This is a genomic window from Rhodoferax sp. SPJ21, from assembly GCF_058216335.1.
The window spans coordinates 1,261,742-1,273,735 of sequence record NZ_JBYZMO010000002.1; the positions used below are offsets into that span (position 1 = coordinate 1,261,742).

Here is an 11,994-nt window from a genome sequence, read left to right on the forward strand (position 1 = left end):
TCAGCATGTCAGAACCTTTGAGCGGCGCCACCCGTGTGCATTTCATCGTGGGCGACCCGATCGCGCAGGTGAAATCACCCGCCGGCGTGAGCCAGGCCTTCCACGACCGGGGCCACAACGCCTATGTGATGCCGGCCCATGTGGCACCCGCCAAGCTGGCTGCCTGGCTGGATGGCGTATCGCTGGCGCAAAACGTGGACGGCGTCATCGTCACCGTGCCGCACAAGTTCGCTTGCTATGGCCTGTGCGCCACCACCTCGGAGCGGGCCGGCTTCCTGCACACCGTCAACACCATGCGCCGCAACCCCGACGGCAGCTGGCACGGCGATATGTTCGACGGCCTGGGTTTTGTGTCGGCCATGCAAGACAACGGCTGCCAGCCCGCAGGCAAGAAAGCCCTGCTGGTCGGCGCCGGTGGTGCGGGCTCGGCCATTGCCCATGCCCTGGTGGTGGCAGGCGTGCGCAGCCTGGCCATCTTCGACCCGGACGCGGCCCGCCGCAGCACCCTGGTGGACCGCCTGGCCAGCCTGGGCACATGCCCGGTCACGCACGGCTCGGCCGACCCCACGGGTTATGACATCGTGCTCAACGCCAGCCCGGTGGGCATGCAAGCCAGCGACCCGATCCCGGTGGACGCTGACAAGCTGCAAGCCAGCATGTTCGTCGGCTGCGTGATCACCGCGCCGGCCATCACCCCCTTGATCGCCGCCGCCCGCGCCCAGGGCTGCCAGGCCATGACCGGCGCCCACATGTTTGGCCGTGTGCGCGACCTGATGGTGGACTTTTTGCTGGAGCAATAGCATGCAGCTTCTGCCATCCCTGGCGGCTTTGCCCGAATCCTCTGCCTTCGACCTGGTGGTCGTGGGGGCTGGCGGCGCGGGCATGGCGGCGGCTTTGTTTGCGGCGATTGCCGGGCAGAAGGTTTTGCTGGTTGAACGCACAGAGTACGTGGGCGGCACCACGGCCTGGTCGGGCGGCACCACCTGGATTCCGGGCACGCGGCATGCGGCCAGCGTCAACCCGACCGACACACTGGCAGACGCCAAGCGTTACCTCGACAACGCCATCGGCGCGCGCAGCCCAGCGACATTGCGCCAGGCCTTTCTGGACCACGGCGCGCAGGCGGTGGAGCTGCTGGAAACGCAATCCGAGGTGCATTACCGTGCCTACCCTAAGCACCCCGACTACATCTCTGACCTGGGCGGCTCCACCCTCAATGGCCGCGCGCTGGAGCCGCTGCCGTTCGATGGCCGCCTGCTGGGCGATCTGTTCGCTTTGATCCGCCCGCCCATCCCCGAGTTCACCGTGCTCGGCGGCATGATGGTGGACCGCACCGACATCAACCACCTGCTGGCGCTGGGCAAGTCCTGCCGTTCATTCAAGCACGCCGCCAAGCTGCTGGCCCGCCATGCGCTGGACCGGCTACGCCACCCGCGCGGCACCCGGCTGGTGATGGGCAATGCCCTGGTCGGGCGGCTGCTGTATTCGCTGTCGCAGCACGCGAACGTGACGCTGGCGCTGAACACCTCGGTGCGCCGCATCCACCGCGAGGCGCAGGGCATTACCGCAGTCACCCTGCTGCAAACCGGCCAGCACCGCACCGTGGGCGTGGGGGCTGGCCTGGTGCTGGCCAGCGGCGGCTTTAACCGCAATGCCCAGTTGCGTGCCGACCTGCTGCCCGGCGTGCCGGCCGACTGGTGCCCGGCTGCGCCCGGCCACACCGGCGAGGCCCACGGCCTGGCCCAGCATGTGGGTGCCCGCTATGGCCAAGGCGGCTTGAGCCCGGCCTTCTGGGCACCGGTGTCGAAGCGCCTGCGCGCAGATGGCAGCACGGCCGTGTTCCCGCATTTCATGATGGACCGCGCCAAGCCCGGCATGCTGGCGGTGAACCAGGCAGGCCGGCGCTTCGTGAACGAAAGCACCTCCTACCACCTGTTCGGCCTGGCCATGCAGCAGCCCGGCAATCTGCCCGCCTACCTGGTCTGCGACGCCGTGGCTCTGCACGCATACGGCATCGGCATGGTGCGCCCCGGCGGCAAGGGGCTGGAGCCCTTTCTGGCCGACGGCTACTTGGTGCAGGCCGACACGCTGGACGCGCTGGCGCACAAGCTGGGCATCGATGCGCAAGGCCTGCAGGCCAGCGTGGCCCAGATCAACCGCTATGCCGGTACGGGTGTGGACCCAGACTTTCAGCGCGGCAGCACCGCCTATTCACACAACATGGGCGACCCCGCTGCCGGCGGCAAGAACCCCAACCTGGGCCCGCTGCACCAGGCCCCGTATTACGCGGTGCGCCTGTACCCGGGTGACATAGGCGCCGCCACCGGCTTCGCCACCGACGCCGACGCGCGCGTGCTGGGCGAAGACAACACCCCCATCCCTGGCCTGTATGCCGTGGGCAACGACATGCAGTCCATCATGGGCGGCGTCTACACCGCGCCCGGCATCACCCTGGGCCCAGGCCTGGTTTTCGCCTACCTGGCGGTGCGCCATGCACAGTCTGTGAAATCTAAGTAAAAAGTGGCTCTAGCGCAGGTAATACCTGCGCAGACAGCTATCAACTTTATAGTAAATCGTTGCCTAGGGTTTCACCCTATATTGCAGTTGAAATCTGCCTGCGGGGTTCCGCAACACGGGGTTGGCGGCGGCTTGGGAAGATCACCCCATCGACAACAAACCGCACCGGTTACGGTGCAAACCCAAAAGGAACCTCACCATGACACGCACTTTCAACCGCATCGCCGCTTCTGCCTTGTTCGCCCTGACCGCTGGCGCCTTCCTGCCCGCACACGCTGCTGGCAATGACGCTGACCTGGCAGGCCAAGTTCAATCCGCTCTGAGCAGCAAGCTGGGCAGCGACGCCAAGGACCTGACCGTAACGGCCGACAACGGCAGCATCACCCTGCACGGCTGGGCCCAAGGTCCCCAAGAAGAAGCCAAGGCCCGCTATGTGGCCAGCACCGTGCCCGGCGTGCACAACGCTTACAGCGCCGTGCGCACGTTCTCGACCGACAGCAACGATTAATTTGGGCAAGCTGCCTCGCGCAGCATGCTCCAACAAGAAGGCCTGCAACGTTCGCGTTGCGGGCCTTTTTGCCGTGTGGCGAGGGAAAGAGTTGGGGGCTGATCGTCGCGATGGGCATCCAGTAAAGTCAGGCTTTTTGCGGCAAGCGATTGTCCATTTCTCGCCATGAACAGATTGCAAGCCGAATTGCGTCGCCTCTACCTCTTGGGTAGCCCTGCGGACGAAGTTGACCGTGCCGAAGGCGCCCGCCTGGTCAGTCCTGAAGGGGGTGTTCGGGCGCTGGTGCTGGAGCTTGCCCGGCCGGCAGATTGGAGCGTTCTATCTGCGGTGTGGCAAGGCGTCCAGGTCGATCTGGAACTGCCCGCACCGGCGATTGCCGTCTCGGGCACAGACGGCTACCAGCTGTGGTTCTCGCTGGCGGAGCCGGTGCCCGTGCTTGAGGCGAGGCGCTTCCTGGAGTCACTGCGCCTGCGCTATCTGGGTCGTATTGCGCCCGGGCGCATTGCGCTGTGGCCCGCTGTGGATGCGTCGGCCCCAGGGCTTGGCCGGCACGCCAAAATGGTTCCGGCGCACCTGGAAGACACCGGCTTGTGGTCGGCGTTCATTGCCCCCGATTTGGCCCCCGTGTTTTCCGACGAGCCCTGGCTCGACATCTGTCCCAGCACGGATGCCCAGGCAGACATCTTGACTAGGCTGAGGAGTATCAAGGCCGAAGATTTTCAAAGGGTCTCGGCCCTGCTGGGTGCTGTGGCCAAAACTACGGCATCTCATGCGGCGTTGGCAACCCGCGAACAAGGCGGCAGCGCAAGCGATCTGGCGCCCGCTGCAACGCAGCAGAATCCCAAACAGTTTTTACTGGATGTCATGGGCGACACCAGCATAGAAATGCACCTGAGGATCCAGGCTGCGGCAGCCTTGCTGCCTTACTTCGAAAACCCGCCTCGCTGAGCCATGTGACGGGAGCTGCTTTGTGTGTTGGCAAGTTGTTTGCCAAATGGAAGTCTAGATAAAAAGTGGCTCTGGCGCATGTGTTACCTGCGCAAGTAGCTATCAACTTCATAGTAAATGGCTGCCTAGGGTTTCACCCTAGATTGCAGTTGAAATCTGCCTGCCGGGTTCCGCAACACGGGGTTGGCGCTGTCTTGGGAAGATCACCCCATCGACAACAAACCGCACCGGTTACGGTGCAAACCCAAAAGGAACCTCACCATGACACGCACTTTCAACCGCATCGCCGCTTCCGCACTGTTCGCCCTGACCGCTGGCGCTTTCTTGCCTGCCCATGCAGCTTCTAACGACGTTGACCTAGCTGGCCAAGTTCAATCCGCTCTGAGCAGCAAGCTCGGTAGCGACGCCAAGGACCTGACGGTGACCGCCGACAACGGCAGCATCACTTTGCACGGCTGGGCCCAAGGCCCACAAGAAGAAGCCAAGGCCCGCTATGTGGCCAGCACCGTGCCCGGCGTGCACAACGCTTACAGCGCAGTGCGTACCTTCTCGACCGATAGCAACGAGTAATTTGGACCTTTGCCCGCTCGTGGCAGGGATTTCGCCAAAGGCCTGCAACGTTTGCGTTGTGGGCCTTTTTGCTTTGTGGCGAGGGCTAGGGGCGACCGTGTTTTAACGTTCGCTTAGGAGTAATCATAAAGACGGCTTCGGGCCCACAGCCGTCTCTTGTCCTTCTCAAAAGCGGACACCCAAGGGACTTACTTTGCTATTTTCAGAATGAGCCCCAGAACTTGTTGCACGAGCCAGATTGACAAGACAGTAGCTAGAAATATCACGTAGAACTTCCCCTCAAATCCGGGGGCTTTCCATAGGCGTTTCACTTGGGTTGTGAGGTCAGCTCGCTGTGTCCCAGGTTCGGGTTTAGCTATGCCGTAGCGAGCTTCGAACGTCGCCATTCTGGCAACTATGACAAAGAACATCGCGATTACGACCAAGAAAACGGCGCCACTAAACTTTCCGTTTGAAGCCATCAAGACCGCTCCGATGAACAAGAACGCAACAAAAAGCGCAACCACTACTTGAGTAAATTTTGTCACTGCGTTCTCTATTTGAGCGTTCAACTATAGGTCTGCTGTTGGCCGTATTCCGTCTTAGCTCGACGGCGTCTACGCTAGCTTCACAGGCCTCACACGCAGATGGAATACAGTGAAACTCTGGCAGCATGCCTGTCATTTTTGAACTGCATTTTCAAACAAAAAACGATGCTGCATACCAAGGTCGTAGCCTTCTTTGGGGGGATTTCATGCTGAGCTTACGCCGTGGCTCCCCAGCTATGGCTGTCTGCCTCTGGCTCCTGCTCGGAAGGGCACGCAGGCTCGCGAAGACTTATTCAGCGTCGCCCTAGGCGTTCCGGGCCGGGCTTCTTCGAGGAAATGGCGTTTGGGGTGGACGGCACACAACGCACGTTTGATTCCTGGCTTCACCATCGACCCGAAATCTCAGGGGGCTCTTGGACCCTCAAAGACTGCACGATCTACATCCAGCACGCCAGCGAGGCGCAACTCAGTGTGGCATTCAAGGTCAGCGGCTTGCGCAATGGCCAACTCTACGTGGCCGAGGACGGCGACAAGGAAGTGTCCACCTGCAAGAGGGTCGGCAAATAGGCGGGAGTCCGTATGGCGCGAAGCATTGCGTGTTTCGGGAAATGCTTTGTGTGAGAGAAATTTAGATGAAATATGGCTCTGGTGCAGGTATTACCTGCGCAAGTAGCTATCAACTTCATAGTAAATCGTTGCCTAGGGTTTCACCCTAGATTGCAGTTGAAATCTGCCTACCGGGTTCCGCAACACGGGGTTGGCGCTGGCTTGGGAAGATCACCCCATCGACAACAAACCGCACCGGTTACGGTGCAAACCCAAAAGGAACCTCACCATGACACGCACTTTCAACCGCATCGCCGCTTCTGCCCTGTTCGCCCTGACCGCTGGCGCTTTCTTGCCCGCACACGCTGCTGGCAATGACGCTGACCTGGCAGGCCAAGTTCAATCTGCTCTCAGCAGTAAGCTCGGTAGCGACGCCAAGGACCTGAGCGTGACCGCCGACAACGGCAGCATCACCCTGCATGGCTGGGCCCAAGGTCCCCAAGAAGAAGCCAAGGCCCGCTATGTGGCCAGCACGGTGCCCGGCGTGCACAACGCTTACAGCGCAGTGCGTACCTTCTCGACCGATAGCAACGACTAAATATTTCCCAGCGGCCTTTGGCCGTAGCCATCTAAAAAAGGCACCTGCCATCCATGGGATGGCAGGTGCCTTTTGCGTTCTGGGGTTTGGATAAAAGAGGCCTGCAGCGCAGGTTCCGCCTGCGCTGGCAGCTACTTTTTATGTAGCGCTGTGGTGGTGCCGGCCCACGTGGCGGCGCAGCCAGAGCAGCAGGTCGTCCACATAGGTGAAGACCACCGGTATCACCAGCAGGCTGAGCACGGTGGAGGTGATCAGGCCGCCTATCACCACGATGGCCATGGGGCCGCGGAAGCTGGGGTCGGTGCCCCAGCCCAGGGCGATGGGCAGCATGCCGGCGACCATGGCGATGGTGGTCATCAGGATGGGCTGGGCGCGCTTGTGGCAGGCATCGACCAAGGCTTCGTAGCGGCCCATGCCTTGCTGGTGGTAGGCCACCACCGCGTACTCCACCAGCAGGATGGAGTTCTTGGTGACGATGCCCATCAGCATCAGCAGGCCGATCACCGACGACATGGAGAAGCCGCTGCCGGTAATCAGCAGCGCCATCAGCGCGCCGCCCACTGACAGGGGCAGGGCGGCCAGGATGGTGGCCGGCTGCATGAAGTCGTGGAACAGCAGCACCAGCACCGCGTAAATGCACAAGATGCCGACCAGCATCGCGCCGCCAAAGCTGGTGAACAGCTCGGCCATGCGTTGGGCGTCGCCGGTGGCGATCTGCTGCACGCCGCTGGGCAGGTTCTTGATGCTGGGCAGGGCCTGCACCATCGTGTTGACCTCACCCGTGGTCAGGCTGCCCAGCTCGATGCTGAGGGTGACGTTGCGCATGCGGTCCAGCCGCGCTACCTGCGAAGGCCCGCCGCCCAGCGACAAGTCGGCCACCGAGGCCAGTGGCACCGCACCGCTGCGCCCGGCTACGCGCAGCTGGCCGATGGCGTCCAGGTCGGAGCGCAGGCTGTCGTCAAAGCGCACACGGATGGGGATCTGGCGCTGCGGCAGATTCAGCTTGGCCAGGCTGGTGGCGTAGTCGCCATAGGTGGCCACGCGCACCACGCTGGCCAGGTCGGTGGTGGTCACGCCTTGTTCGGCCATGCGCACCGGGTCGGGCCGCACATGGATTTCTGGCCGCTGCAGGCTGGAGCTGTCGGTGATATTGCCTATGCCTTTGAGGGTGCGCAGGTCCTTGGTCAGCGCGGCGGTGGCCTGGTTCAGGGCCGCCGCGTCGTCACTGGCCAGGGTGACGTCGAGCGACTGGCCATTGCCCTGGCCCATGACGCCGACGCGGGTGCCGGGCAGGGCGCGCAGGGCCTGGCGGATGGCGTTTTCCACATCGGCCTGCGAACGTGGCCGCGTGCCGCGCGGTGTGAGGCTGACGGTGAGCGAAGCTTCGTTTACCGTGCTGCTGCTGGCATCACTGGTGGAGTCGCCGATCACGGTGAACACCTGGCGCACCTCGGGCATCTTGGCGATCAGCGCCTGGGCCTGGGTACTGGCGGCGCGGGTCTGCTCCAGCGTGCTGCCGGGCTGCAGCTTCAGCGAGATGGTGGTCTGCGCGTTGTCCGATGCGTTGATGAAGGAGGTGGACAGCAGCGGTACCAGGCAGACCGAGCCGACAAAGAACAGCCCGGCCATCAGCACCGTGCTGCGCCGGTGGGTTTGGCACCAGTGCACCATGGCCAGGTAGCGGCGCATGATGGGGCCGTCGTGCTGCACGTGGTTGGGGCTAGGCTTGAGGATGTAGGCCGCCATCATTGGCGTCAGCAGGCGCGCCACCAGCAGCGAGGCCAGCACGGCCGCCGCCGAGGTGATGCCAAACTGGCGGAAGAACTTGCCCGGTATGCCGCCCATAAAGGCGGTGGGCAGGAACACCGCCACCAGGGTGAAGGTGGTGGCGATCACGGCCATGCCGATTTCATCCGCAGCCTCCAGCGCGGCCTGCATCGGCGTCTTGCCCATGCGCAGGTGGCGCACGATGTTCTCCACCTCCACAATCGCGTCGTCCACCAGCACCCCCACCACCAGGGACAGCGACAGCAGCGTGATCAGGTTCAGCGAATAGCCGCACAGGTACATCACCAGAAAGGTCGGGATGATGGACAGCGGCAGCGCCACGGCAGACACAAAAGTCGCCCGCCAGTCGCGCAGGAACAGCCACACCACCACCACCGCCAGCACCGCACCTTCGTACAACAAGTGCATGGAACCCTTGTAGTTGTCTTGCGTGGGCGTGACGGTTTCTACCGCCTCGGTGATCTGCACCTGGGGGTGGGTTTGGTTGAAGCTTTGCACGGCGTTGCGCACCGCAGCAGCCACGGCTACGTCGCTGGTGCCGATCAGCTGCTTGACCTGGAAGCCGACCACCGACTTGCCGTTCAGCGCGGCATAGGCAAAGCGCTCTTCCGCCGTGTCGCTAACCAGGGCCACCTGGTCCAGCCGCACGCTGGTTTGCTGGGCAGTGGCGGTGGTCACGGGGATGGCCAGGCTTGCCAGTTGCTCGGGCCGGTCCAGCCGGCCCAGGGTGCGCACCGACTGGTTGGCACCGCCCAGCATGCCGCGCCCGCCAGAGGCATCGGTCTGCACCGCCTTGATCTGGCTGGACACGCTGCCGGCGGTCACGCCCAGGCCGGCCAGCTGCGCCGGGTCCAGCGTCACATGCATTTCACGCGTGACACCGCCCACGCGGGTGACGGCGCTCACGCCCTTGACGGACAGCAGCGCCTTGCTGATGTCGTTGTCGATGAACCAGGACACATCGGCCTCGCTCAGGTGCGGCGCCTGCACGGTATAGGTCAGCAGTGCGCTGCTGGCGCGGGTGACCTTGGACACTACCGGTGCTGCCACCTCGGTGGGCAGGTCGGCACGCGCGCTGTCCACGGCGTTGCGCACCTCGTTCAGCGCAACCTCGCTGTCCTTGTCCATGTCGAAGCTGACCACGATACTGGCCGCGCCGTCGGTGATGGTGGTGGTGATGTGGTCCACCCCGCCCACCGAGGCCAGCTTGTCCTCGATCTTGCGGGCCACCTCGGTCTCTAACTGCGCGGGGGCCGCGCCCTCCAGCGTGGCCGACACCTGGATGGTAGGCACATCGAGGTCGGGGAAGTTCTGTATGCCCAGCCGGTGAAAGCCCAGCAGGCCGGCCCCGGTGAGGATGATGAACAGCAGGATCGCCGGGACAGGGTTGCGTATCGACCAGCTCGACAGGTTCATGGAGTCCCCTTGGCTGCGCTGGCTGCGCTGGCGGTGCCAGCAGGGCTCGTCCACTGCACCGGGTCACCGTCCTTCAAAAAGGCACCGCCGCTGAGCACCAGCGTGGCTTGTGCGTCTATGCCGCTGGTGATCTCCACCAGGTCACCCAGCCGGCGACCGGTTTGCACCTGGCGTTGGGCCACTTTGGCGGCACCGTCTTTTTCGAACACATAGCTGTTGCCGTCGCGCAGCACCACGGCGCTGGCCGGCACCACCAGGGCCGGAGCATCGCCGGTGTCGATTTCGCCGCGCACATACATGCCGGGGCTGGCGGCACTTCCTACCGGCAGGTCTACATAGGCCAGGCCATTGCGGGTGCTGCTGTCCAGCGTGGGGCCAACGATGCGCAATCGCCCCTGTACCTGGCTGCCGTCGGGCAGTGTGACTTTGGCCAGCTGGCCGGGTTTGAGCGCGCTGAGCTGCTTGCCCGTGATTTCGGCGCGCCACTCCACGCGGCGCTGGCGTACCAGCTGGAACAGCTCGGTGCCGGATGCCACCACATTGCCCAGTGCGGCGCTGCGGCTGGAGACCACACCGTCATCCACCGCCAGGATGCGGGTGTGGCCGAGTTTGATGCGTTGCGTGTCCAGTGTGGCCAGGGCCGCGTCCAGGCTGCCCTGGGCGGTTTGCTCGGCGATCACGTAGGAGGTAACTTGTTGCTCCGACAGGGCGCCGCTGTCGCGCACGGCGCGGCTGCGGTCGGCCTCGGCCTTGGCCTGGGCCAGCTTGGCGCGGGCCTGGACCACGGCGGCCTCCTGGGCACGCAGGTCGGCGCGCACGCTGTCATCGGCCAGCCGGGCCAGCAACTGGCCGCGTTGGACCACGCTGCCCACGTCTACCAGCACCTCGGCAATGCGCAGGCCGGCTTCTTCGCTGGCGATGCTGGCGGTCTGCCAGGCAAACAGGCCACCTGCGAACTGCTGGGTGCGCCGCCAGTTGAGTTGCTGTGGCTGTACCGCCGTGACGGACAGGCCGGCATTCGCGCTGGCCGGGGCGGCGCTGGGGGGTTGGGCTGGGCTTTTCGCCATCCACAGGCCACCAGCGGCCAGTAGCACGATGACAGCAGCTGCAATCCATGTTTTTCTATGCAATTTCACTTCACTTCTCCAGAGAACGTTGCCGGCGTTTGTGCCGACCAGCCGCCGCCAACGGCTTTGTACAGGGCCACGCCATACAGCAGCTGGTCGCGCTGCACGGTGATCAGGCTTTGCTCGGCCGCGATGGCATCGCGCCGGGCTATTTCGAGGTTGAGCAGGCTTTCACCACCGGCGCGCCACAGCGACTCCACCGTGTTGGCATAGGACCGGTAGCCCAGCGCGCTGCGGCGCAGGTCGGCCTCGCGGCGGGTGGCGCTGTCTAGCTGTACCAGGTCTTCTTCCACTTCTTGCACGGCGCTGCGCACGCCTTGCTGGTAGTTGGCCAGGGCAAGGTCGTAGGCGGCCTGTGCCGATGCCACGGCTGCCAGCTTGGCGCCGCCGTTGAGCAGCGGCAGCGACAGGCTAGGCCCGAAGGACCAGCTGGTGCTGTTGGCGTTGCCCGCCGTCTTGCTGCCCGACAGCGAGCCCACCAGCGACAGGCGCGGGTAGCGGTCGGCCTCGGCCACGCCGATTTCGGCGCTGGCAGAGGCCAGGCTGCGCTCGTACGACACCAGGTCGGGCCGCTGGCTGAGCAGTGCCACCGGCAAGGTGCTCAGCGCAAACATCTGTGGCGTAGGCAGGCTGGGGGACTGGGCTGCCAGCTGCTGGCGCAGAGCGGGCTCGTCCAGCCCGGTGAGGGTGACCAGTGCCTTGACCGTCAGGTCGCAGCTGGCTTGCTGGGCCGTGGCGGTGGCCGCTGCGCTGGCTGCACTGGCATCGGCCAACGCGGCGTCAGACCTTGCGCTCATGCCGGCCTGCAGCGAGCGGCGGGTGATGTCTGCGGTGGCCTGGCGCGACAGTGCGTCGGCCTGGGTGCTGGCCAGGGTCAGCTGGCAAGCGCGGTAGGTGAAGTAGTCGGTGGCGACCTCGGCGGCCAGCGACACCCGGGCGTCATGCCAGTCGGCCTGGCGCGCCGATACCAGGGCGTCGGCCGACTCCACCGAGCGGCGCACACTGCCGAACAGGTCCAGCTCCCAGCTGGCGTCCAGCGCGCCGGTTGTCGTGGTGGTCGTGCTGGTGCCTGTGGTGCGGCCTCGGCTGGCGGCCGCGCTGCCGGTCAGTGTGGGCTGGCCGGCGGCATTGGCGGTGCTGACATTGGCGCGGGCCGAGGCGATGTTGGCCGCCGCCTTGCGCAGCGAGGGGTTGCTGGCCTCTGCGGACTGCAGCAGCTGGTTCAGCGTGGCGTCATGGAACTGCTCCCACCAGGCCAGCAGTTGCCCGGTGTCACCGGCATGCGGCAAGGCTGCTTGCCAGGTGCTGGGTACGGTGAGTTGTTGTGGCTTTGGCGCCTGGTACTGCGGGCCCACGGCGGTGCAGGCCGATAGTACGGCGCAGAGCAGAAACGCCGGTACGGAGCGACCCGGGAAAAAAGGAGGTGACAGCATGGTCGTTCGTGGCGGT

Annotated in this window: 11 protein-coding genes; 7 read left to right on the forward strand and 4 right to left on the reverse strand. The window is 64.5% G+C overall.

Features of this window, described 5'->3' with window-relative positions:
• Positions 1–5 precede the first annotated feature (5 nt).
• The 5 genes from AC4BBN_RS13820 (at position 6) to AC4BBN_RS13840 (ending at position 4,543) form a co-directional block, all read left to right on the forward strand.
• Positions 6–800 (forward strand): shikimate dehydrogenase family protein, encoded by a 795-nt coding sequence (locus tag AC4BBN_RS13820; protein ID WP_490592542.1) that lies wholly within the window; start codon positions 6–8, stop codon positions 798–800.
• A 1-nt stretch (position 801) separates the two neighbouring features.
• Positions 802–2,517 (forward strand): FAD-dependent oxidoreductase, encoded by a 1,716-nt coding sequence (locus AC4BBN_RS13825; protein ID WP_490592543.1) that lies wholly within the window; start codon positions 802–804, stop codon positions 2,515–2,517.
• Between the two features lie 199 nt (positions 2,518–2,716).
• Positions 2,717–3,025, forward strand: coding sequence for a BON domain-containing protein (locus AC4BBN_RS13830; protein ID WP_490592544.1), 309 nt, complete (start codon positions 2,717–2,719; stop codon positions 3,023–3,025).
• 165 nt (positions 3,026–3,190) lie between these two features.
• Complete coding sequence (locus AC4BBN_RS13835; RefSeq protein ID WP_490592545.1) at positions 3,191–3,973, forward strand: hypothetical protein; 783 nt, start codon at positions 3,191–3,193, stop codon at positions 3,971–3,973.
• 261 nt (positions 3,974–4,234) lie between these two features.
• Entirely contained in the window at positions 4,235–4,543 is a 309-nt protein-coding gene (locus AC4BBN_RS13840; protein ID WP_490592546.1) for a BON domain-containing protein, read from the forward strand.
• A 188-nt stretch (positions 4,544–4,731) separates the two neighbouring features.
• Here the strand turns inward: AC4BBN_RS13840 and AC4BBN_RS13845 are convergent, their stop codons facing one another.
• Positions 4,732–5,070, reverse strand: coding sequence for a hypothetical protein (locus tag AC4BBN_RS13845; RefSeq protein ID WP_490592547.1), 339 nt, complete (start codon positions 5,068–5,070; stop codon positions 4,732–4,734).
• Positions 5,071–5,418: 348 nt separating this feature from the next.
• Between AC4BBN_RS13845 and AC4BBN_RS13850 the strand changes: the two genes are divergently transcribed.
• Positions 5,419–5,637: a hypothetical protein gene (locus AC4BBN_RS13850; RefSeq protein ID WP_490592548.1), complete on the forward strand. Its 219-nt coding sequence runs from the start codon at positions 5,419–5,421 to the stop codon at positions 5,635–5,637.
• Positions 5,638–5,905: 268 nt separating this feature from the next.
• Positions 5,906–6,214, forward strand: coding sequence for a BON domain-containing protein (locus tag AC4BBN_RS13855; protein ID WP_490592549.1), 309 nt, complete (start codon positions 5,906–5,908; stop codon positions 6,212–6,214).
• A 138-nt stretch (positions 6,215–6,352) separates the two neighbouring features.
• Here AC4BBN_RS13855 and AC4BBN_RS13860 read toward each other — a convergent pair whose 3' ends face one another.
• The 3 genes from AC4BBN_RS13860 to AC4BBN_RS13870 are packed head-to-tail and all read right to left on the reverse strand — an operon-like array spanning position 6,353 to position 11,978.
• On the reverse strand, positions 6,353–9,418 hold the full coding sequence (locus tag AC4BBN_RS13860) for an efflux RND transporter permease subunit (RefSeq protein ID WP_490592550.1): 3,066 nt from the start codon (positions 9,416–9,418) through the stop codon (positions 6,353–6,355).
• Positions 9,415–10,554: an efflux RND transporter periplasmic adaptor subunit gene (locus AC4BBN_RS13865; RefSeq protein WP_490592551.1), complete on the reverse strand. Its 1,140-nt coding sequence runs from the start codon at positions 10,552–10,554 to the stop codon at positions 9,415–9,417. Before AC4BBN_RS13865 ends, AC4BBN_RS13860 begins: the two co-directional genes overlap by 4 nt.
• Positions 10,551–11,978 (reverse strand): efflux transporter outer membrane subunit, encoded by a 1,428-nt coding sequence (locus AC4BBN_RS13870; RefSeq protein WP_490592552.1) that lies wholly within the window; start codon positions 11,976–11,978, stop codon positions 10,551–10,553. The genes AC4BBN_RS13865 and AC4BBN_RS13870 overlap by 4 nt, the downstream gene beginning before the upstream one ends.
• Between the last annotated feature and the right edge of the window lie 16 nt (positions 11,979–11,994).